The 23,574-nt window shown below is 34.0% G+C and carries 23 protein-coding genes; 11 read left to right on the forward strand and 12 right to left on the reverse strand.

What is annotated here, in order from left to right; genetic code table 11:
• The first annotated feature begins 203 nt into the window (after window positions 1-203).
• Genes acs through ACKI2W_RS08550 form a run of 3 tightly spaced genes read left to right on the forward strand, consistent with a single transcriptional unit; the run spans window position 204 to window position 3,344 of the window.
• Entirely contained in the window at window positions 204-2,300 is a 2,097-nt protein-coding gene (gene acs, locus ACKI2W_RS08540) for an acetate--CoA ligase alpha subunit (protein ID WP_407381177.1), read from the forward strand.
• Window positions 2,301-2,358: 58 nt separating this feature from the next.
• A complete protein-coding gene (locus ACKI2W_RS08545; protein WP_407381179.1) occupies window positions 2,359-2,721 on the forward strand; it encodes a hypothetical protein in 363 nt (120 codons plus the stop codon).
• Window positions 2,718-3,344, forward strand: coding sequence for a DUF447 domain-containing protein (locus ACKI2W_RS08550; protein ID WP_407381181.1), 627 nt, complete (start codon window positions 2,718-2,720; stop codon window positions 3,342-3,344). Before ACKI2W_RS08545 ends, ACKI2W_RS08550 begins: the two co-directional genes overlap by 4 nt.
• 30 nt (window positions 3,345-3,374) lie before the next feature.
• Here ACKI2W_RS08550 and ACKI2W_RS08555 read toward each other — a convergent pair whose 3' ends face one another.
• The 7 genes from ACKI2W_RS08555 to ACKI2W_RS08585 all read right to left on the reverse strand — a co-directional run bounded on the left by ACKI2W_RS08555 (window position 3,375) and on the right by ACKI2W_RS08585 (window position 9,519).
• Window positions 3,375-4,346 (reverse strand): ABC transporter substrate-binding protein, encoded by a 972-nt coding sequence (locus ACKI2W_RS08555; RefSeq protein ID WP_407381183.1) that lies wholly within the window; start codon window positions 4,344-4,346, stop codon window positions 3,375-3,377.
• A gap of 188 nt (window positions 4,347-4,534) precedes the next feature.
• On the reverse strand, window positions 4,535-5,935 hold the full coding sequence (locus tag ACKI2W_RS08560; RefSeq protein ID WP_407381185.1) for a glutamate--cysteine ligase: 1,401 nt from the start codon (window positions 5,933-5,935) through the stop codon (window positions 4,535-4,537).
• Between the two features lie 14 nt (window positions 5,936-5,949).
• Window positions 5,950-6,753, reverse strand: coding sequence for a hypothetical protein (locus ACKI2W_RS08565; RefSeq protein WP_407381187.1), 804 nt, complete (start codon window positions 6,751-6,753; stop codon window positions 5,950-5,952).
• On the reverse strand, window positions 6,725-7,348 hold the full coding sequence (locus tag ACKI2W_RS08570; RefSeq protein ID WP_407381189.1) for a hypothetical protein: 624 nt from the start codon (window positions 7,346-7,348) through the stop codon (window positions 6,725-6,727). The genes ACKI2W_RS08565 and ACKI2W_RS08570 overlap by 29 nt, the downstream gene beginning before the upstream one ends.
• A complete protein-coding gene (locus tag ACKI2W_RS08575; protein WP_407381191.1) occupies window positions 7,341-8,138 on the reverse strand; it encodes a class II glutamine amidotransferase in 798 nt (265 codons plus the stop codon). Before ACKI2W_RS08575 ends, ACKI2W_RS08570 begins: the two co-directional genes overlap by 8 nt.
• A gap of 58 nt (window positions 8,139-8,196) precedes the next feature.
• On the reverse strand, window positions 8,197-8,400 hold the full coding sequence (locus ACKI2W_RS08580; RefSeq protein WP_407381193.1) for a MoaD/ThiS family protein: 204 nt from the start codon (window positions 8,398-8,400) through the stop codon (window positions 8,197-8,199).
• Between the two features lie 9 nt (window positions 8,401-8,409).
• Window positions 8,410-9,519, reverse strand: a complete 1,110-nt coding sequence (locus tag ACKI2W_RS08585) for a GMC family oxidoreductase N-terminal domain-containing protein (RefSeq protein WP_407381195.1) — start codon at window positions 9,517-9,519, stop codon at window positions 8,410-8,412.
• Between the two features lie 563 nt (window positions 9,520-10,082).
• Here ACKI2W_RS08585 and larE point away from each other — a divergent pair.
• Window positions 10,083-11,093 carry an ATP-dependent sacrificial sulfur transferase LarE gene (gene larE, locus ACKI2W_RS08590; protein ID WP_407381197.1) on the forward strand — a complete coding sequence of 337 codons (1,011 nt, stop codon included), beginning with the start codon at window positions 10,083-10,085 and terminating at the stop codon, window positions 11,091-11,093.
• A gap of 8 nt (window positions 11,094-11,101) precedes the next feature.
• A complete protein-coding gene (locus tag ACKI2W_RS08595) occupies window positions 11,102-11,857 on the forward strand; it encodes a HesA/MoeB/ThiF family protein (RefSeq protein ID WP_407381199.1) in 756 nt (251 codons plus the stop codon).
• Window positions 11,858-11,863: 6 nt separating this feature from the next.
• Here ACKI2W_RS08595 and fdhD read toward each other — a convergent pair whose 3' ends face one another.
• Window positions 11,864-12,694, reverse strand: a complete 831-nt coding sequence (gene fdhD, locus ACKI2W_RS08600) for a formate dehydrogenase accessory sulfurtransferase FdhD (RefSeq protein WP_407381201.1) — start codon at window positions 12,692-12,694, stop codon at window positions 11,864-11,866.
• 75 nt (window positions 12,695-12,769) lie between these two features.
• Here fdhD and ACKI2W_RS08605 point away from each other — a divergent pair, with 75 nt between their 5' ends.
• Window positions 12,770-13,384, forward strand: coding sequence for a class I SAM-dependent methyltransferase (locus ACKI2W_RS08605; RefSeq protein ID WP_407381203.1), 615 nt, complete (start codon window positions 12,770-12,772; stop codon window positions 13,382-13,384).
• A gap of 26 nt (window positions 13,385-13,410) precedes the next feature.
• Here ACKI2W_RS08605 and ACKI2W_RS08610 read toward each other — a convergent pair whose 3' ends face one another.
• Both ACKI2W_RS08610 and ACKI2W_RS08615 read right to left on the reverse strand, forming a co-directional pair.
• A complete protein-coding gene (locus tag ACKI2W_RS08610) occupies window positions 13,411-14,379 on the reverse strand; it encodes an alpha/beta hydrolase (RefSeq protein WP_407381205.1) in 969 nt (322 codons plus the stop codon).
• A gap of 133 nt (window positions 14,380-14,512) precedes the next feature.
• Window positions 14,513-15,535, reverse strand: coding sequence for an adenylosuccinate synthetase (locus ACKI2W_RS08615; RefSeq protein ID WP_407381207.1), 1,023 nt, complete (start codon window positions 15,533-15,535; stop codon window positions 14,513-14,515).
• Between the two features lie 156 nt (window positions 15,536-15,691).
• Between ACKI2W_RS08615 and ACKI2W_RS08620 the strand changes: the two genes are divergently transcribed.
• The 5 genes from ACKI2W_RS08620 to ACKI2W_RS08640 all read left to right on the forward strand — a co-directional run bounded on the left by ACKI2W_RS08620 (window position 15,692) and on the right by ACKI2W_RS08640 (window position 22,306).
• Window positions 15,692-17,581, forward strand: coding sequence for a histidine kinase dimerization/phosphoacceptor domain -containing protein (locus ACKI2W_RS08620; RefSeq protein WP_407381209.1), 1,890 nt, complete (start codon window positions 15,692-15,694; stop codon window positions 17,579-17,581).
• Window position 17,582: 1 nt separating this feature from the next.
• A complete protein-coding gene (locus ACKI2W_RS08625; RefSeq protein WP_407381211.1) occupies window positions 17,583-19,439 on the forward strand; it encodes a histidine kinase dimerization/phosphoacceptor domain -containing protein in 1,857 nt (618 codons plus the stop codon).
• A 62-nt stretch (window positions 19,440-19,501) separates the two neighbouring features.
• Complete coding sequence (locus ACKI2W_RS08630) at window positions 19,502-19,912, forward strand: response regulator (RefSeq protein ID WP_292797850.1); 411 nt, start codon at window positions 19,502-19,504, stop codon at window positions 19,910-19,912.
• 13 nt (window positions 19,913-19,925) lie between these two features.
• The gene (locus ACKI2W_RS08635; RefSeq protein WP_407381214.1) at window positions 19,926-21,686 is read left to right on the forward strand and encodes a glycosyltransferase; all 1,761 of its coding nucleotides are present in this window, start codon (window positions 19,926-19,928) and stop codon (window positions 21,684-21,686) included.
• Window positions 21,683-22,306: a hypothetical protein gene (locus tag ACKI2W_RS08640; protein ID WP_407381215.1), complete on the forward strand. Its 624-nt coding sequence runs from the start codon at window positions 21,683-21,685 to the stop codon at window positions 22,304-22,306. The genes ACKI2W_RS08635 and ACKI2W_RS08640 overlap by 4 nt, the downstream gene beginning before the upstream one ends.
• Window positions 22,307-22,404: 98 nt before the next feature.
• Here the strand turns inward: ACKI2W_RS08640 and ACKI2W_RS08645 are convergent, their stop codons facing one another.
• Both ACKI2W_RS08645 and ACKI2W_RS08650 read right to left on the reverse strand, forming a co-directional pair.
• Window positions 22,405-22,986, reverse strand: a complete 582-nt coding sequence (locus ACKI2W_RS08645) for a hypothetical protein (RefSeq protein ID WP_407381217.1) — start codon at window positions 22,984-22,986, stop codon at window positions 22,405-22,407.
• A complete protein-coding gene (locus ACKI2W_RS08650) occupies window positions 22,976-23,572 on the reverse strand; it encodes a DUF6891 domain-containing protein (protein ID WP_407381219.1) in 597 nt (198 codons plus the stop codon). Before ACKI2W_RS08650 ends, ACKI2W_RS08645 begins: the two co-directional genes overlap by 11 nt.
• Window positions 23,573-23,574: the final 2 nt, after the last annotated feature.

The raw sequence follows: 23,574 nt of genomic DNA on the forward strand, positions 1-23,574 counted from the left end.
AATATTAAATCATTTTCATATTATGATGCCACTTTTTATTTTTTAAAACTCTTTAAAAAGTATTTTAATTAATATATAAAGGTTTAATATTAATTATTTAAACAATATCTTTATATAATAATAAATCGAAATATTAAACCATAAATAATTGTTAATTATTTATCATTATAAATTATAGTGTTAAATATAAAGGAGAAAATTTTATGATAGATCTCAATAAGATGTTTAAACCTGAATCTGTGGCTGTCATTGGAGCCTCAAACACTCCTGGAAAAGTAGGATACATCATTGTAGACAACTTAATAAATGACGGATTTGAAGGTAAAATATATCCTGTAAATCCTAAAGGTGGAGAAATTTTAGGTAAACAAGCATATGCAAGCATAAAAGACATCCCTGAAAAAGTTGATTTAGCAATAATCACCATACCATCAGTTTTTGTTAATGATACAGTACGTGACTGTGGTGAAGTCGGCGTTGAAAACCTTGTTGTTATTACCGCAGGTTTCAAAGAAGTCGGTGAAGAAGGAGCTAAATTAGAAGCTGAATTAACTGAACTTGGTAAAAAATACGGAATTAACATTATCGGACCAAACAGTTTAGGTATTACTGATTCCCATACTCCTTTAAACGGATCATTCTCACAGATGATGCCACCAAAAGGAAACATTGCTTTTATCTCCCAAAGTGGAGCTATGATGGTAGCAATTATCGATTGGAGTATAACTTCAGGAATCGGATTCAGTAAAGTAATCAGTCTCGGAAACAAAGCAGGTGTAAATGAAATAGAATTATTACAATATCTGGCTGAAGATGATGAAACCAATGTAATTATCTGTTACTTGGAATCCATTTCAGATGACGAAGACTTCATCAGAACAATGAGAGAAACCGCAGCCAAAAAACCAATTATCATTCTTAAATCCGGATCATCTTCTGCAGGTGCTCAGGCAGCATCTTCACACACAGGCGCATTGGCAGGAAGTGACCTCGCATTCGACACAGCATTCGGCCAATCAGGAATTATGCGTGTGGAAACCATGGCTGAACTCTTTGACTTAGGTTTGGCATTTTCCAAAGCACCGCTCCCTGAAGGCGGCAACGTTGCAATCATTACCAATGCAGGCGGTGGAGGAGTGCTGACCGTAGACGCTATGGAAAAAGTAGGTTTGGATCTCGTTAAATTCGATGAAGAAACCACAGCCAGATTGAAAGAATGTATTCCTGATGAAGGTAGTGCAAACAACCCGATTGACGTATTGGGAGACGCACCGGTAAACAGATATCAGGAATCACTTGATATCGTACTGCACGATGAAAGAGTGGACAGTTTAATCGTTATGGTTTGTCCAACCGCTTCTGCTGATCCTGACGGAATAGCTCAGGCAATATTGGACGGAAGAAAAGATTCCAAAAAACCAATTATTGTAGTTAACATGGGCGGTCCTACATTTGAAAATGCAAATGAGCTTTTAAGAGAAAACCACATTCCAACATACGTTTTCCCTGAAACTGCAGTTGACGCTCTTGCTGCAATGACCAACTATGCAAAATTAGGTGAAAGAAAATATGACGATGTCGTTGAAAACATCACTGACGTTGACAAAGATGCCGTAAAAGCAATATTTGATAAAGTAACTGCTGACGGAAGAGACACATTGCTCGGAAGCGAAGCATATGCTGTTGCTGAAGCTTACGGAATTTCAGCAGCACCAATCAAACTGTCAACTTCTGCTGATGAAGCTGCCACATTGGCTGAAGAGATGGAATTCCCTGTTGTGCTTAAAATCGCATCCGATAAAATCTTGCACAAATCCGATATCGGTGGAGTAAAAGTCGGAATTTCAACTGTTGAAGAAGCCAAAGAAGCATATGATGAAATCATAGCAAATGCTAAAGCAGCTCACCCAGACATTGTTCCGGACGGAGTGGAAGTTCAAAAAATGATGGAATCCGGCCAGGAAGTAATTGTAGGTATGATTAAAGACAAACAGTTCGGACCTATGATTGCATTTGGTATGGGCGGAATCTACGTTAACCTTATTGAAGACGTTTCCTTCAAATTAGCTAAAGGATTGTCATCCCAGGAAATTGATGAACAAATCGAAGCTACCAAAGTTTCTGAATTGCTTAAAGGATACAGGGGCGAAGCTGCCTGCGATATCGAAGAAGTAAAAGAAGCTATTAAAAGAGTAGCCAGATTAACTTTAGACTTCCCGGAAATATCCGAGCTTGACATTAACCCAATCTTCGTTTACGAAGAAGGTTCAAGCGCTTTAGATATTAAAATCAAATTATAATTTCTCTTAACTGAGAAATTTAACTCTTTTTTTATTTTTAACTATTTTAGGTGTATTTATGGATGGTGAAATTGACTTAGAACTATTTACCATAGCTATTATTCAGCTTAACAACGCTTTTCAAAAGCTGAATGACAATGACACAGACATTAAGGAATCACTTGATTCAAGTTATGAAAATCTCAAAGAATTGTCCGATTCTCTAGAAAACATGACTAATAATGAAGAAATTAATGCGACCGAAGTTGAGCCTTTCTTCACATATTCAATTAACATGTTTCCTGAGTACAAATCCCAACTTGCAAACCTGGAAAATTTAGATGATGATTTAAATGAATCTGTGATTAATTTAATTGAAGTTTTTGATAAACTATACAAAATAGCTGATGACTATTTTAAAAATAGAGGTGTTACAGTATGAAATATGATTTAAGTAAAGTTGGCATACATATGAACTTGCAATATGAGTGCATTACTACAACAATTAACTCCAAAAAAGAAAAGAATTCAGCCGCTTTCGCATTCATTTACCTGGGTGAGGACAAGGTAATGTGCAGAATCTTTGAAGGATCAAAAAGTTTGAAAAACATACAGGAAACAGGACAATACGTAGTTAATGTAACACAGGACCCGATAATATTTACCAAATCAACAATTGACAGGCTTCCGGATGAATACTATACTGATGATGAAGATATTGCCATCTTGAAAGATGCAGGGTCTTATATGGTCATTGATGTGGATGATATTGAAATGAAAACGCCTGAAGATTTTCCTATTAAAAATGACACTAACATCTATTTCATTAACGGAACAATCAAGGACTTTGTTATCAATGACGAATCAATTAAGGCATTCAACAGAGGATTTTCTGCATTGATTGAATCCTTGGTAAACTGCAGCCGTTACAAAATCGTCGACGGTGAGAAAAGACAATACTATAAAGGCCGTCTTGAAGAAAACAAAAGAATCATCGAAAAAGTATCAGATGAAAATACTCAAGAAGCAATGGATATTCTTGCTGAAGAGTATGAAAAAAACTAGTTTTTTAAAAAATAATAATTTTGGGAGGATTTATTGTCCTTCCCAGAATAAAACATCATGTGAAATAGTTTGGTTTAAAATACCTAAATCTACTTCTAATTGCATGAAACTGTCAACATTTGCTTTGTAGTCATCATCTAAACCTGAGAGGAATGGGAAACTAGCTAAAGAGTTTGCTTCAACATCTGCATCAGAAACGATGTCTTCAGGTAATAATTCCACTACAGCACTAGCGTTACTGTCAATATTATCATTGATGAATTGAGTAGCGTTTTCGTGGATTTCTACAATAGCTTTAACAGTGTCAGGGTTTTTATCAATCAAATCTTGTGAAGCTACAACAACACAGCAAGGGTGGTTTGGTAAGATATCAGCAGAAGTTGCTAAAACACCATTTCCAGCAGCTTCGGAAGTACTTACGAACGGTTGGAAAGTTACACCAGCGTCAATAGTGTTAGTGTTGATTGCATCGTTGATTGAAGGAGTTTTCATTGCGGATGCATTTACTTGATCAATTGATAAACCAGTTTGGTTTAAGTAGTAATTTAATAATACGTATTGAATACTTGCTTCACCAGGAGTTGCAACGTTTTTACCAGATAAATCGGAAGCAGCAGCAATTCCAGATTCGTTTGAAACGATAATTCCACTACCTTCATTTTGAGCAGCGGAAATGATTTTTACAGGAACACCTTTTTCAACTGAAGACAATACGGGAGAGATACCTACATATCCAACATCGACTTCTCCACTTGCCATAGCAGTCATTAAGTCTCCACCATTGTTGAACTGAACAAGTTCAGTTTCAATTCCTTTTTCTTTGTATAAACCTTGAGCATCAGCTACAAATAATGCAGAATCATGATCAGAAGGTAAATAACCAATAGTTACTTTATTATCAGAGTCTCCGCCTAAAAAGTCGAACCAGCCTGCGCTGACTGAACCCATTGCGAGTAAGGCGATTAAGACTACAGCTAAGATAACACCTATCTTTTTATTCATTGAATCACCAAATTTTTTAATAACAATAGTTATATTTTTTTAAATTGTTAACCCAAAGGTTGAAAACAGCTAAAAAAATAAAACTTCATGAATCCCTATAAACATTATTTTAATTTAGGAGTATATAAACTTAGTGACTTGAATTTTTCAGATAAGATATATCATTATTTTTCAATTTAAGAATTGGACTAAACATCACAAAAATTTTCAACAAAAGCCAAATCCAAATACTTTTTAACCTGGTCGCTTCTTTTGGAATCGATATTTTTTAAAGAACTGATACTGGTTTTTTTATTATTCTTGGAAATTGTAGTATTGGTTTTAATAAAACCATTTTCTTTAATTAATTCCAATAACCTTCTACCATATGTTAATTCAGGATTTGATACACGTTTAAGCATTAAATTTAATGTAGCTGGATCACCAATTCTCAATACTTCACACATACCATGCATTTCATTGATTATTTCAGCCGCCCATTGCTTTAAAGTTACTTCTTCACCATCTTTTAAAAGCCTCATTGAATCGTCATATGCCCTTGCGGCCACATTCTCTTCATTGAGATGAGCTTCTTTTTGCCAGGACTCATATTCTGACTCTGATTTGACCAACATATAAATTAAGAATAATTGCAAAAAGTGCATATCATGTCTGACAAGACCGCACTTATAAAACGGATTGATATCCAATGTCCTTATTTCAATATATTCAATTCCATCATCACTCAGGGAATTCAATAAGTCCTTTGGATCATTAGGTTTTAATCTGACTTGAGTATACAGTTCCCGGGCACCGGAAATATCCCCATCTTCAATGAATCCATTTACGTCCCTTACGAACTCATCAACACTATCATAAGACGGATATAGCTCTTTTAAATTCTTATATCCGCATGATGCATTTCTAAATGAAGGGCCTTTAGTTGAATAATAGCTTCCGTATCCGTCCTCACCATCCATCAATCCAATGCAGTCCTCTGTAAACGTCTTATGGCAGCTTACAGAACATCCGGTTAAGTAGATTATTAACCAGCAATGCCTCAGATAATTCCTGGTTATTTTCAAATAGACCTCATTTCTGAACTCCTTAAAAGACATACCGGAATCATCAAGCCCATGCAGTCTCTTTAAAAATTCATCAGTAAATGAAAAGTTAAAGTGAACTCCTGAAATCATCTGTTTTTTAAGACCGTATTTACTGGCGAGGTTCTTCCTATACTTGTGGGAATCTACACCGTCCTTTGAGTACTGTGCTATCGGTATGTGGTCATCATCAGGCAATATACAAGGGATTGACTGGAACCATAAATACTCATCATCAGGAATTGATGCATTTACCAGATCAGACAATAGGGAAAACGTATCAAATGCCTCATCGATTGTCTTAAATGGCGGTGTGATAATTTCAATCTGGCTTTCTGAAAAGTCAGTAGTCACCAACGGATTTTTTAATTTATCTCCGAAAACTGCAGGGTGTGGCGTTAAAGACAGTTGTCCATTCTTTTTAGCCCTCAAACTCTCCCATTCAATTCCAAATGAACCAGCCAAAATTTCATCTGGAGAAAATTTAGATAATTTCAGTAAATTCATAATCATCCCCCTAATTAATACAAATCTAATTTCCCATAATCCTCAATAATCTTTTCCAATTTGACCCCACTATGTATTGAGGTAATTAAATTCTTTCCGGGATTGGTGTGTTCTTTAATACGTTTATACAAAGGTTTTAAAAATATTTCCTCACCAATTCCTCTATCCTTTAGGCCTTCACCAGCTAAATCAACAATATCTTTAGATAGCTTACAGATACCTTCCTTATCAACAAAAGAAGGCATTTCTTCTTGTATTAATAATTTCCTTAATTCACCGGCAGTATAGCCTTTATGGTAAATTACTTTATCATTATTAATTATATATTCCAATTCATTTAATTTATCTTTAAGGCCCAAATGAAATGCTGCAACGCACATTGAATCCCTAATCGGTTGGGTGCATATGCTTCTGAACTCAACAGTCCCTCGAAATGTTAAGTTAATAAATTTAAATGGTCTTAAATATTTAATATCATCAAGACGAGGCTTTATATCAATGTCACGATACTCACCATTGTTGTAAATTTCTCCGCGAACATAATCCTGATTGAAATAATCAAGCAGATTCATTGACGGGAAATTGATGTATGCCCCATCACGCATTACGCAATAAATGTTTAATGATTCCAGATAAGCCTGCAAATCATCAATATCCTTAAAGTCAACATCATATCCACCAATATTATGAGGATTGACACCATGAGTTGAATATTCCCATAATGCATCCCTAAAGCAAGTTAAGTGTTTATTTTCCTCCAAAAATACTGAATTCGAAAACAATAATGCCTTAATCGGTTCGATTTTTTGAAAATACATTTATTGTCTTGACCAGATCATCCTTATAAACGTCCAGCTGTACCTGTGAAGCGGATGAAAACATCCCATATTCAGGATAGTTATGAAAATGCATAGGAACGTCCTCATAATTTTTGAATGACTTTAAATGATGATAAAGCATCAGATACCTTTCAGAAGGAATCGGCTTGTTCAAATTATATTTCCTGTACGGATTGATTCCCATTCCAGTTAATGTGTGATTGTACTCTTCAAAAGATTCCTTTACAAAAGAATAATACTCACAAAATCTGTCGTTTATTGTAAACAAATCCTTTTCTTTTCCCATTGCAAATTCTATATTATTGTAAGAACAGTCATAACATACTATATCATCGGTTTCATGATTTTTTAAAGCGAATATATTGCCCTCAAAATCAACACCATCGGTTTTGAAATCACCGTAATGGCTTTGAAACTTATCTGTTATTTTGTGAACAACATCAAAATCCACAGCGTCCTTATTCAGATTAATGATTGGTATTTCTATTTCAATACCAATGAAATTCTTTTTTTGTGTGGTTGGCTTTATGAATTCATTATATAGCTTATTTTTTACAGAACCCTCATCAATCATTGCTTTCATCCCTAGGAATAGTTTTCAGGAATTCTTCAATCCTTCTTTCATGTTCTTCAGTTAAAATGAACTCATTTTCATGCTCTTCACTTTCAAATATTATATTTCCATCAATCAAACCGAACAACTTATTTAATTCTACAGGTTTCCAGTTTTCATCGTCATCCAATGGAGTTGAAGCGACCAAAAATCCTTCTTCATTTTTTAAATAATAAAGGGAGTCTTTCATATTGGAATGGATATAAGTCAAGTCCCCATCATAAATCATTAAGTTAAGCTTATTATTTTTGGAAAGATCTCTCACCAAATCATTTAAAATGTTAAATCTCTCTTTGATTGTTGAAGGAGCACCTTTTTCATGCTCAAACTTATTGATTTTATCAATTATATAAAGCAGAATCCTTTCAGAATCAGTGTCCCCATTCTCCTTATCGGCATACTTATCCAATTCAGGATAGTCAAAGATAGTTCCATTGTGAATTAACATCCATGATCGGTTATTGTCATCAGCTTCAATGAACGGATGGCAGTTTGGAGAGATTATCTCACCGACTGTAGCCAGTCTGATATGGGCAAAAACATTCTTTCCAACAACAGGATTGGACAATATGTTTTTCAGGTTTTGGCTGCATGATGCTTTTACAGGTTCCTTATTGATTACAGAATCACCAGAGTGCATGTTTGCCAGTCCCCATCCGTGTGGATGTTCTTCTGAGTGATTATAAAAACATTCAAGACATTGATTTACTTCTTTTGGCTTATCAGAATTAAAACAAAAAATTTCGCACATATTATCCTCCCATTTGTTTATCTATAACAAGTGTTATATTGTTTATATTATTTAAATATTATCCACCATAGATAATTTGAATCAGCTGAACTTCATCGCCGTCATTAATGATTGTATCCTCAACTGTCAGCTCACCGTTAATTTTTGCAACAGTGGTTTGGGCAGATAATTCCAAATCTTTCAGCAAATCATTAATAGTATAATTTTCTTCATCAATTTCTCTTTCCTCATCGATATTTTTGTATTTTAAATTAAAACTCATTTTATCACCTTAAAAATTTTGATTGACTATTTTTGCCACTTTTTTGGCAATAGCTACGATTGTTAATATTGGAGGCCTTCCGGGAGCCTCAGGTATTACGCTTGCATCACAGACATATAAACCTTTAATTTCAGTTTCAAAATCATTATTGACTACCTCTCCAACAGCAGCAGTACCACCAGGATGTGCTCCCTTAAGAGAAGTTGCAACAATATATTTCTCATCAACACCCATTTTCAAAAGAACATGGACGGCCTTTTGATATCCTTCCTTGATTAGGTCAACATCGACTTTTGTCAGGATTTTTTCGATATTGCCTTTCTCGTCAATTGTTCCTATGCATGTATCAGCAAACTTAAGCATCAAACCGATGACATCACTGTCATCTATTTCACTATGATTCCTTTCAATTAACGGGCGCAGTTGCATTGAATAATGCGGAGTTATAAAATATGGGCCAAATTCCATTTTAATACCCATCATCAGCTCGTTTTTTAGATTAGCATCCTTTAGATATCCTCCGATGGTTGTGAAGATATCGAAAAATATCTGTTCTCCGACATTTTTCAGACCTGAATTCTTCAGGATTATCGGAGTGTTAAGCGCACCTGCAGAAACTATAACATTTTTTGCCCTGAAAACTTTTTTTTCATTGTTTTCATTAATTCCAACAACACCAGTCACTTCTCCATTTTCATGGAGAACTTCAATCACGTTTAAACCATCAATCAGTTCAGCACCATTTTCCAGAGCCTCGTCTACGAAATATGTTCCGTCCCATTTCGCATCAAACAGGCATCCGTTAACGCATTTTCCGCAGAACCTGCATTTTTCAAAATTAATGAATTTCGGCATAGGCTCGACAATATAGCCCAGTTCATCTCCTGCTTCAGCAATCAGCTGTGTAGATTTACCCCATAATTTCTTTGGAAAATACTTTACATTCAGCTCACCGCTTGCTTCAAGAAGCTCTTCAAAGATATCGAGATTCTTATCTTCAAACTGCTGCATAATGGAATTTGAATAGCATCCACTACATGAAAAACATGCATTTCCCAAAGAGGAAGTTGTAGTTCCACCAATCTCTTCAATATTAGTTAAAGTCAAAGGCCATGTCATAAATTCGTATTTTTCCTTATCTTTCTCAGATAGTTTATTTTTTAGATGGATTTCTTTATTGATCATTGATTTAACGTAACTGCCATCATCTTGATGATGTCCTTTTTCTAGAATAAGAACATTTAGGTCTTTTAAACTTAAATCCTTGGCAACAGTGGCTCCACCAGCACCTGTTCCTATAACAATAACATCGTAAATATTACTACCTCCAATTAATTAACAATTGTTATAATTTTCATATACTTTAAATATTTCTATTTTTCATCACCCACAAAAAACATTAAAAACATTTATATATTAAGTTGAAATAATCTTATTTATGGAAAAAATAACTATTGTTATATAGTTTACATTTCGAAGGGATTCTACTTTTTCCATATCTCGGGCTGAAAAATTGAAAAATGAAAGAACCATTTTAAAATTTCCATAAAAAAACACGACAAATTAATGAGTTAAACTAAAATAACTCCTTAAACCAGATGAAGAGAAAAATCATTCTCCCAAAAACTCATTAATCAGTTAAGAGCATCATTCGATGCTCTTAAACTTTAAGACGTGATAAAATGAATTTAGAAGAAAAAATCGAGATTGTTAAAAATATTTTAAAAGATAAAAAAGTTGCCATTGGTTTTTCCGGGGGAGCGGATTCCACATTAATAGCTTATTTATCATCAAAAGTGGCCAAAGACACACTGGCCATTACTATAGATAATCATTTGCTTCCAAGCAATTTTATTGAAAATACAAAAAAAGTGGCAGAATCCTTTGGAATAAATCATGAAATAATTGATGTTAACTTTTACGAGAAGGAATATTTCCTATCAAACGATTCCAGAAGATGTTATACATGCAGAAATCTGATGTATTCCAAAATAGAACAGTTAGCCAGAAAAAGAGGTTTTGACTTTATCTGTGATGGAAACAACATTAGCGATCTGGTAGTTGACAGACCGGGAATTCTCGTAACATATAAAAAAGGGTTCAATACTCCGTTTATTGAAGCCAAATTGACTTCAAAAGACATTCATGAATATTTAAATAAAAATAATATACCTTATTCAAGATCAACTACTTGTCTTGCAACCAGAATTCCGACAGATACACCAACTACGAAAGAAAAGATTTCTAAAATCAGCTATTGCGAAGATTATATTCAGGAAAATACTGGCTGTGAAATCGTTAAAGTAAGGAATTTGGGAAAGTTTGGTATTATTGAAGTAGACAATTTAGATGAAATTTTAAAAAATAACAAATTTAATGAAATCAACGATGAATTAAAAAAGCAGGGATTTAAGAAAGTTGCTTTAAATTTATCCGAAATCGATGATGACGAATACATCAGCATTGATTATCATGACAATTCATTCTCATATCAATTACCATTTACAATAAATTTGGAAAATACTCAAGAACTGCTTGAAAAAGAAATAATTTCAAAAACAGACCATGGAATCAAGATTGAAAATTTGATTATTAATGAAAATGGTTTAATCAATGGATATGACTTAGAAGATTATGAAAGTGCCTTAGATTCATTTATGAATTTACTGCCAAAATTAAGGAGAAATATTTAGGTGAAAAAATGCCAACAAGATACATAGGTGACGGATACTGGGAAATTGCATCCCGTCAAATGAGTATAGTAACAAGAAGCGAACAGGAAAGATTCAAAGACGCTAAAATCACAGTCATTGGCTGTGGAGGAATAGGTGGAGAAACCATAGAAATGCTTGCCAGAATGGGTATTGGAGAACTTGTCTTAGTGGACAAGGATGCATTTGACCTATCAAATCTAAACAGACAGACATTAGCCAGCTTACCTGATTTAGGTCTTGAAAAAAGTGCCGTTGCAGCAGATAAGGTAAGATTGATAAATCCTTATGTTAAAACGACTACCTTTAACGAGCATGTGGACCAAAGCAATATCAAAAAGGTAATCGGAGATTCCGATATTGTCATTGATGCATTGGATAACGTTTTAACAAGAGTGATAGTTTCCAGAACCGCTAAAGAGTTAGGAATTCCATACATTCACGGTGCAATCCATGGAACACAAGGCCAAATTACAGTATTCCTGCCAAACAGCGATAAGACATATGAAGAAATGTTTAATCTCCCATCCATTGGAAAAGAATTAAATGATGATGTGATTAATGACTTGAAAAATGTAACTTCAGGTGTTCCTCCAGTTATCGGACCAACACCAAACATAATAGGCTGTCTTGAAGCTTTTGAAGCCTACAAAATAATAACTGGAATTGGAAAAGTTACAGTTGCTCCAAAAATATTAACATATGATTTGTTAGATTTCGGTTCATTTTCATTAGATGAACTCTAAATCTTTCTATTTTTCTAAATTTATTCTCTCAGGTGCTGTGAAAACAGTGAACCGGTTATCACGAACAAAACCCACCATTGTAATGTTACCTGCTTCGGCCACATCAATACCTGAAGCTGCAGGAGCCGCATTTGAAATAATTATTGGAATTCCTACACGAATTACCTTGATTAACATGTCTGCAGGCATTCTTCCACTATATGAAATGTAACATTTTGAAAAGTCATATCCATCTTTAGAAGCTGCTCCAATCACTTTATCAACGGCTACATGACGGCTGACGTCCTCTCTAATGATTATATTATCTTCATATTTAAGTTGTGCAACATGTACTCCTGCCGTTTTTTGCCATATTTTAGCCTCATCAGTCAGATGTTTGATGTCCTTAATGATTTGTGTTGCATCAACCGTCAAGTCTGAGTGAATCGGCTCGATTGTTTCAAGATCGGACCGAATCCCTCCAGCATTGTCGGAATTGACTCCCTGATATTCAAGCAGCCTGCAGACACAAGCATGTTCACAGTTGCCTTTTTTCTGCTGGACTATGCCCTCTTGTTCCAAATCCTCTTCAGAGTCATGTGAAAGAGTTGTTGTGACCAGTACATTTGTTCCGTCCAATTGGATTGATTTAATGTCTGAATAATCCTTAATTAATCCTTCACCCAAACAATAACCTACAGCAAAATCCTCCAAATCCTCAGGATACGTTGAAAACTTGCGTGGAGGCAAATAATCAATGAATAAATAAGTATATTCGTCGTTTACGCTGTTTTCTTTAATTGTTTTATATTCCCCATCTTTCCATTGAATAACATCACTTTGTCTGATTAAATCCATAATACCACTTCACTTAAATATATTAACAATTGTTATATTTAAAATTTTAATTAATAGAATAGAAATAATAGAAATATGGACACTGAAAAAATTACCCAATGCATGAAACCCCATGGCGAAGAAGGAATTCAGACAATCGAGAACATGAATGAAAACCATAAGGACATCTCCGAATTTGCATTTGAATGTGTGAAAGTCAATAATAATGACAAAATCCTCGATATCGGATGCGGTGGTGGAGTCAATATAGAAAAATTTCTCAAATTAACAGAAAATAACGTTAACGGACTGGATTATTCTGAAATTTCTGTAGCAGAATCAATTAAAAGAAACAAAACAGCTGTTGAAGAAAAAAGATGTGAAGTCATTCTGGCTGATGTGAGCGACATGCCCATTGATGATGAAACATACGATTTAGTATCTGCATTTGAGACGATTTACTTTTGGCCAGATATTGAAAATACATTTAAAGAAGTTGCAAGAATCATTAAAGATAACGGACAATTCATGATTGCGCAGGGAACTAATGGAAATCACCCGGATGATGAAAAATGGTTGAAAACTGTAGAAGGAATGAGCGTTTATACTGCACCACAACTGGAAGAATACCTGCTTAATGCAGGATTCAGCAATGTTAAAAGTTACAAAAAAGAAAACGATTATATTTTAGTTGTGATTGCAAAAAAATAATTGAATTGATGAAAAAACTTCATCAATTATAAATTTTCATTATAAAATCTAGCTATTTTTTCAAACGGAATAACATCAGTTTTATAATATAAATCGGTGTGATTTGCACCCTTTATAATCATTAATTCTTTGTTATCCCCAGTTAATTTTTCAAATTCATCTTCAGAGAAATATCTGGAATGGGCATTTTCACCATGAATCATCAGAACTGGTGATTTGATTTCATCAGAGTAAGCTATAATTGGCTGAGAAATAAAGGACATACAACCAACAACATTCCATCCATCGTTTGAACCCGGAGACCTATGATGATAACCCAAATCTTCGATGTAGAAATCATGGTAATCTTTTACAAATTGAGGCATATCCTCAGTCACTTCTTTTACAACCCCTCCAGCTTTTGCATATTCGCCATTCTTAAAGTCTTCAGTTCTTTGATTATTTAAAGCTACTTTCATTTCATATCTTGCATCAGCATTATCTGCTTCATCATAATAACCTTTGGCAGTTACACGAGTCATATTATACATTGTGGAAGTTACTGTTGCTTTAATACGGGTATCAAGACTAGCTGCATTTATAGCCATTCCTCCCCATCCACAGATTCCGCAGATGCCCACTCTGTCACCATCAACCTCATCGGAAGTTATCAAATAGTCCACTGCTGCCTGAAAATCTTCAGTATTAATATCTGGAGAGGCCATATCTCTTGGCTGACCGCCACTTTCACCTGTGAAAGATGGATCAAATGCTATCGTTAAAAATCCCCTTTCAGCCAGAGTTTGAGCATAAAGACCGGAAACCTGTTCCTTAACAGCACCAAATGGTCCACAACATGCAATAGCAGGTAATTTATCCATTGTGTCCTTAGGTTTGTATAAATCAGCAACTAAAGTTATTCCATACCTATTTTTGAAAGTTACTTTTTTGTGAGATACTTTTTCACTTTTTGGAAAAACCTTATCCCAATCATCAGTTAATTTAATATCAATCATAATTATCACTTATTGAATAATTATATTATTAAATAATATTTAAATGTTGTATAAAACAACAATCAAAAACAAATGCAAAAACATCAAATGTGAAAAATTTTAAAAAAAAAAGTTATAAAAGCTCTTATGAGCTCTATAATAATTCTTTTCTCAAGTCAATAGTGTCCTTTAAATCAGGACCTGTTGAAATGATAGTGACCGGCACACCGGTTTCAGTTTCGATTTCATCAATGAAAGCTTTGGTTTCGGCAGACAAATCACCATAATCCTGTGTCCTTGCACAGTCAGGATATAATCTGTCAACACATGTCAAAGCAATTTGGGTTGCACCATTTATTCTGCAGGATTCTTTAGCCAATTCCATATCAAAGTATCCTATACGTCTACGACGTCCTGTTACAACACCATATTCTTCCAAACCTTTGCTTTCAGCTTCTTCCTGAGTCATTTCTGTTGGGAACGGTCCTTCGCCAACACGTGAAATATAAGCTTTGAATACATTAATGACTTCATCCACTTTAGTTGGGCCGACACCGACATCAGCAGCGAAGGTGGATGCTGTAGTATCTTTACTGGTTACGAACGGATATGTACCATAATAAAGTGAAAGAGCAAAACCTTGTGATCCCTCTATGAAAACGCCTTCACCATCATCAATAGCTTCATTACATGCAAGTGATACGTCTGTAATATAATCTTCAAGTTCTGGAATATCACGTGCGAGTTTGATTGTTCTCATTACACGGTCGGAATTTGCCGGTCCGCAACCGGAACCTGTACTTCCTATTTTTTTAGCCAAATGCTCAGATTTAACATCCCTGTCCAAATGACTTTCATCAATGATTGCACATCTGGAATCAATGGACATTCTTTCTTTTACATTGTATTTAGATAAATCTTCAAATTCTTTATACAGTACATCAGGATTTACTAAAACTCCAGCCCCAATCATGAGTTTAGCATCTGTATGTACGAAACCTGATGGGGTTAACCTTAAACCATATTTTTCACCATTGAACTCTACAGAATGGCCTGCATTCGGACCAACTCCTGCACGAGCAATAATGGAAGGTTTATCGTTGCTGCAAAGGTAAGTTATACATTTTCCTTTACCTTCATCACCCCATGCTCCACCTACTAAAATACTACAAGTCATTTAATAACTCCTTTTAAAAATTAATATAATTTGAAAATAAAAAAATCTTCAACCATTACTATTATATTATTTATGATTAAAAAGCTTTTCCAACATTTTAAATATTAAATATAATAATATATTCATACATAATGAAAAAAAATCAAGGTAATTAATATGCATATTGAAAGACAATATAGAGAGTTGGAAGACCTTGAGGAGATTCGAGCATACAATATCAACAAGATTGATTTGTTTGAAGAAGCTCCAAAGGTAAAGGAACCTGAAAAGATTCCTCTCAGCAATATCATAAAATATGTGCAGTCCGATGTAAATATGTTTTCGCCGATTGATGATGGTGAAGACTATATTATCAATCGTATGGGTTGGAATATTCTGGAGAGAGGAAATATTAACCTGGAAGATGTTGAAGGCCGTAAATTAAGTGAATGTTCTCCTTTTTTCTATGAAATATTAAAGGAACCATTTAAAGAAGTTCTTGAAACCAAAAAGCCAAAAGCTATGAGAGTCTATTACTATATCAGTGATAAAATCCAGACATTGACTAATGTGCATGTCCTTTGTGATGACGGCAAACTTTTCATTATTTCAGATTATGTTGATAAAAATAAGGCTGAAAAAAGCGATGAAGAGAAAAAAATTGAGGATGACGCAAACAAATCCACATTAATTGAATATTTCTCACAAACCGGAAGCTATTATAAAACACGGAACGAATACACATGGACTCCAGGAATATATAACATAATTAACAGAACACGCGAATCCAACGATGCATATTATAATATTATTTTTGATTTGGTAATACCTGAAGACAAGCCTTTAGTAAAAGAGTTGCTTGAAACAATGAGTCCCGAAACAGACACTTACGAAAACATTATCAGAATTAAGACTAGAGACGGACACATCAAATATCTGGACACTTATCTTTACTCCAAATTTGACGAAAACAGAGACGTCATAAGCCATTACGGATTGTTCAAAGACGTCAGCCTTGATTCACACAAGCACATGACCCGTCCGGTCGACTTCATGCTGAACGGTTTTAATCACAATTCAAGATTGTCCCTACTTGTAGAGCCTTTAAGCAAAAGATATGAGTTCAGTGAAGGATTTTATGACATGATTGAAATTCCTCATGAAAAGTACATTCACAACAAAGATATTATTGAAAACATAGTTGAGGACAATATCAGAGAAGAACTCTACAAATTAATAAATGGCGAACTTGATGAGATAAGCTGCATATTCACATATGAAGTCAACGGAAACCCTGACCACAAGAAAGTATGTGAATTATTTATTGAGAAATTCACTTACGGTAATAATGAGCACAGCATCGGATTTTTAACTGATATTACAGACATGCGCAAGAAACAGCAGGAACTGATTGAATCCAATGCAAATAAAAACATTCTGATTAAGGAAGTTCACCACAGAGTGAAAAACAACCTGCAGGTACTGAACAGTTTCCTTAACCTGGAGCGCCGTGCTTATGGAAATAATCCGAATCTTATTTTGGACAACATGCAGGCACGTCTTTCTTCACTTGCGCTGCTGCACGAGAAAACATACAATACAACAGATTTCCTGAACATTAACTTGAATGACTATATCAAAGATCAGGATGAAACATTGAAAGGACTATTCAGTGCCAAAAACATTAATTTCGAATCAGACATTAATGAGGACATTCATCTGTCAATTGAAATAATTACTCCACTATTATTAATTGTGGATGAACTGACAATGAATGCGATAAAGCATGCATTTCCTGACCCAGAAATGGAAAATAAGACAATAAGCAAGAAAATCGATTTTGTTGATGAAAATACATGCGAATTTATTTTAAAAGATAATGGTGTTGGTCTGGAAAGTCCGGAAACACTGATAAATCATAATTTAGGATGGGAAATAGTAAACAGTTTAACTAGACAGCTGGACGGTAAAATAGAAATTTTGGATAGTGATGTGGGAACCGCTTTTAGAATAGTTTTCCCGACAAGTTTTGAGGATGAACTAGAAGATATGGATGGGGCTGATTGAGATGAGAATAGAAAAAGCATATAGGAAATTGGAGGACACATTAGAGGTCAGTATATACGATACTACTGAAAAAGAGATGTATCAGCCTGCTGAACCGGTCACTGATGGCATGCAAATTCCATTTAAAAAGACATTGAGGAATCTTCCATGTGATATAAATATTTTCACTCCATATAATGACGGTGAAGATTTCGTGATAGAAATGATGGGTCTGAGTGCGCTTGAAAGGGCAAATATTCACACAAAAGATATTTCCGGACGATTGATAAGTCAGATTTCACCGGCTTTTCATGAGATATTGCATGATACATTTTATGAAGTTTATAAAACGAAAAAGACAAAGAAAATGCGTATTCAATACTATAAAAATGATAAATTGGCCAGATTTTCCAATGTAAAAGTCATAAATGATTTGGGAAAGGTAATTTTAATTTCTGATTTGAAATACACCGGAGAAAACAGAACAGAAGGTGAAAACAAGGCAGATTTTATTGAATACTTATCTCAAACAGGAAGTTACTACAAAATCAATGACAAATATTCATGGACACAGGGAATTTATAATATAATCAGGCGTTCAAGAGAGGAAAACGATGAGTTTTATAACATCATCTTCGATTTGGTAATACCTGAAGACAAACCTATTGTTGAAAATATGATGAAAGTCTTAGATGAAAAAACTCCTAAATATGAAACAGTTATCAGAATTAGGACAAAAGATGGTGTATTGAAATATTTAGATTTGAGTCTTTATTCAAAATTCCATGAAGATGGAACGTTAAGAAGCAGATACGGTTTAATCAAAGATATAACAAGAAGTTCCAACAAAGAAATGACAAAGCCTATTGACTTTTTATTAAACGGATTTAAAAACTCCAAAAAGCTAGCACTACTCATAGACCCTCTAGACCAGAAAAATTATGAATACAGTAAAGGTTTCTACAATATTGTGGAGGAAGATAAAGAAACTTACTCCAATGAAAGAGTAATTGTTGAAAATATTGTTGAACAAGATACTGTTGATGCATTCAGAAAATTATTCAATAGAGAAATCCATGAACTCGATGAAACATTCACATATAATGTAAAAGGAGATTCAAACAATCAGAAAGTATGTGAAATTTATATTGAAGTATTTGAATTTGGAACAGAAGAACACAGTATCGGATTTTTAACCGATATTACTGAAGAGAGGAAAAAACAAGATGCATTGCAAGAAGCAAACGAACATCAAATAGTATTGATTAAAGAAGTTCACCACAGGGTGAAAAACAATCTTCAGATATTGAACAGTTTCCTTAACCTGGAGAAAAGGGCATATAAAAACCAGCCTAACATAATCATTGACCATATGCAATCAAGGCTGTCTTCTCTTGCTTTGCTGCATGAAAAAACATATAATACGACTGACTTTAAAAACATTAACCTGCAGGATTACATAGAAGACCAGGATGCAAAGCTTAGAAACCTGATCGGATTGAGGGACGGAATTGAGTTCACATCAGAAGTGAAAGACGACATTAATCTATCCATTGAAATCATAACGCCTTTACTTCTGGTCGTTGATGAGCTTACAATGAACTCAATAAAACATGCGTTCCCTGACCCTGAAATGAAAAATAAAAAAATCAGCAAAGTATTCAGAAAAATCGATGCAAATACTGGAGAATTAATTATAAAAGATAATGGAGTTGGTATAAATAAAACTAAAAAAGATATGAAACAAAGTCTTGGCTGTGAGATTATTAAGAACTTGACCAAACAGTTAGACGGAAGCATAAGTCATATTGATGTTGAGAACGGTACTGGATTCAGATTGTTGTTCCCATTAACGATGGAACATACAATATCCCAGTGAACACACAAAATTAAATATAATAAAGTACATAAGTTTTAATGTTCTAATGGAAGGGAGATAAAATGGATGAAAGAATTTTGATTGTTGAAGACGAAGCAATTACTGCACTTGATTTAAAATATAGTTTAGAAGAATTAGGCTATCAGGTAATAGACACTGTAGATACAGGACAAGATGCAATTGACACAGCTGCAGAAACAATTCCTGATGTTGTTTTAATGGACATCAAATTAAAAGGAGATATGGAAGGAATCGAAGCAGCAGAAGTTATTTCTGAATTGAGAATACCTATCGTTTATTTGACTGCAAACACAGATACAGACACTTTTGAAAAGTCTAATGTTAAGGGATCATACGGATTCATTTCAAAACCATATGACATTAGCAAATTAGACAAAACCTTAAAAATTACAATCAAAAGAGCACAATTAGAAGCAGAAAAAATTAACGATGCTCAAGGGTTTAGCGAATAAGTAACTTGATAAAATGAACTCGAAAAATAAAAGCGAAGTTACTTCAATAACCCAATCTCATCCAGACATTTTCGTTATAAGTTCAGACAATGAACTAATTAATCAGTTAAGAGAATACATTGAGGATTATGATTATAATTTTGTTGGCTCAGCAGACACCAAAGAGAGCATTAAAAGCAAAATTATAAAATTTTCCCCAAATCTTGTTTTATTGGATTCTGAAATCGAAAACATTGATTTGATTAAATTAACCAAAGATTTGGAAAAGTACAATATTCCAAATATAGTCATTGTTGGAATGCGTTTTGATGAAGTCATTGACGAAATACTTGTTATTACTCCATACGGTTATTTGATTAAAGACATTGATAAGGAAGAATTGCAGCGTGCGATGGCTGTAGCTATTAGAAAACATGAACTGAACATGCAACAAGTTGCTGAAGCAAAAAGCAGAATTTCTGAAAAGAACAATGAACTATTGGTTGAAAAATCTGACTCAAGTTTTCTTATGGTCTTATGTTTTGCGCTAATTATAATAGCTATTTTATCAAGAAATGCAACCTGGCTACAATGGGTATTGCTCATACCAACTTTAGCAATGCTTATCAATGCAATTGCCAGTATTAAAAAACCTGATGAAGTATCATATGATTATGAAAAGCCATTTGTCAGCATTTTCATTCCAGCGCATAACGAAGAAGCAACAATTGAAATGACCGTCAGAAGTATCTGCGAATCACAATATCATGTTGACGACGAACCGCAATATGAAGTTATTGTCATTAATGACGGTTCAACAGACAGCACCGGCGAAATATTGTCCAATTTAAAAAATGACATTCCTCAATTGAAAATCGTTACAAGAAAACCTCCGGTATCCGGAAAAGGAAAAGGATTCGTTTTAAATGACGCATTGACACTGTCAAACGGAGAAATTATCGGAGTTTTTGATGCTGATACCAAAATATGTCCTGATTTTATTGAAAAAATTGTGGCATATGTTGCAGATCCAGAAATAGACGGTGTCCAGTCAAGAGTTAAAATGTACAATAAGGATGAAAACTATTTAGCCCGTATGCAGCATGTCGAATTTGCAAGTTTCGGAAATACCCTAAGAGCAAAGGACAATTTAGGCAGAACCGGATTTTTAGGGGGAAATGGGCAATTCGTTAAAAAGCAATCCATCATTGATTCAGGCAAATGGGACGGATTTGCTGTAACCGAAGATTTGAACCTTGCCGTTAAAATAATGCTTGAAGGTGGAAAAATACGATATTGCGGTGAAATAGCCATTTATCAAGAAGCAGTAACAGAATGGAAACCGTTCCTCAGACAAAGAGTTAGATGGGCAATAGGTAACTTTGAAACATTTTTCGTTTATCTTCCAAAAATATTAAGGTCAAAAATTTCATTCGCTAAAAAACTAGGGATTATCGAACATATTTCATTCTACAGTTTCAACCTACTCATATTCTTCGGATTTTTAATCACATTAGCTAATGCAATATCCTGGTTCTTATTCCACAATGTAACAATTATAAGGATGGAAGCTCCGTTTATCGTAGGTATATTGTCAATGATTTCATTTTTCCCAGGAATTATGCTTGCATTGTCAAGAGACAGTCCAGGAATACTTGAATTCATTAAAGATATTGTTAAATATTACGTTTACTGTTTCCATTTAATCCCATTATTCTTTATGACAATGTATAGTATGATGACTAGAAGAGAACGTAAATGGGCTAAAACAGAACATAAAGGAGGAAAAAAATGAGAAGAGAAGATATGATACGCAGTGTTATCCTAGCCATCATAATCATATTTTTTGCAGCGAACATTAACGGTATCAACAGTTTTTTAAGTGTTCATACTGACAGAACTATTGATTTCGGGCACAGTGAAGCTGTTGTTCCACAAGCTTGGAATACAACTGAAGAATTAAATTTAACAAATCATTCCAAAACTCCTCATGCAATTACAAACGAATACGTTTACATAGACCATTGGGACGATTGGCCCGAAGATCATATAACGGGAATTTCGGATGCGAAATTTGCATCAATGGAAGACGGAGGCTATGAAGTATTAAAAAGAGAAAACAGTACTTTAAGCGGTGTTCCGGTATCCAAGGAATACTTCACAAACCCTTCAAGAGACAACAATGTTACTTGGAGCCATATAGGCGTTAATTACGTTTTCCCTAAAGAGGATACTAATTATGCCATTCAGGTACACTACTTTACAACCCACGACTATGATAACCAGACATTTATCAAAGAAGTTGATGACCGTATTGAAGATGACATGTCAAATATCCACAATACTCAGTACAACGGATTCTTCTCCGGTGTGAGGGACGTGTACAACTTCATCGTAAATGCATTTTGGAACTAATTATTTAATAAGATCCATTAAAAAAACATGAAAATATTAACCATCACTTTCATTAAATTAAAAGCAATGCAAAAATAATAAAAAAATAAAAAAGACATCTATCTGTTGAAAGGATGATTTTCACACATAGGGTCTTTTATGATATTTCTTTTTTGGTGATACGTTAAATAGTACATCATCCACTGATTGGACAATTCCTTCAAAATATCCTCGTCAATTCTTTCATTTGGAGTGAAGAAATTCATTTCATTTCCGCCGACAACAATAGCGATATTGTTAAGCTCAATTAAACAAAAGAAATCGCAACGAATATTGTGGACATCAAAATCTTTATCCAGTGAAAAATTTTTGCTCTTTGAATAATTGTAAAAAAAGGTATTGAGATATTCAAAATCCAAAAATTTGATTTTGCGAACATCCATGATTAAATCTTCCTGAAGAAAATGCATTTTATAATTGAACTTGGAAAGAAACTCGATATCCCATATATTATCATAAAAAATTGAAATAAAAGAATTATTCGCAAATCTCATTGATAAAGAAAAATCCTCATCTTTAGGAGATCCGAGTTCAACATCAATGAATTCCAAGTAAATAGAATCCTCAGAAATATCAATAGAAGTTAATTTAGCAAAATTAGTTATGACATCCTCAATCAATTTTAAAGATTCACTCTTCATTCATATCACCAGTAAATAGATTATAAGCACCTTCAATTTCATATTCCTTGCTTTCATCAAATTTTTTATCCCAATTAAAATTAATAATTTCAATTGGAGAATTGACAGACTCATTCCAGTTTAAATCAAAATTTGCATCAAGTAACGTATTATAAACAGTTTTTCCAATCTCTAAAGATTTATTTTCATCTCTTTGAAAATCTCCAAAGGTTATTTTTAGGATATTGTTTTCGATTGCATTTTCCACATCTTCAAACGTGTAAAAGCAAAAGCCCTGAGCGGAATAGTTATTGTTAATCAAATGGACATACAATTCATATATGTCATTCACTCCTTCCTCAAAGTCATATCCACAATTATGAACACCAATAATGGATTTTTCAGCCAGCAGATTAAAGGTTTCTTCTAGATTTGAAAAGTTTTTGTTGTTAAAATTATTTAAAGAAATATTGAATCCGGAAAAATCCAAATCATACTCGATGAATTGATCTTCCAGTATTTCCAGTATTTCATCGGCTGAAAAAAACCCTGATTTAGTTAACAATTCTATCAGATATTCTATTTCATCAACTAAATCCGGGTTCATAA

The organism is Methanobrevibacter sp., from assembly GCF_045603845.1.
Classification (GTDB): Archaea; Methanobacteriota; Methanobacteria; order Methanobacteriales; family Methanobacteriaceae; genus Methanocatella.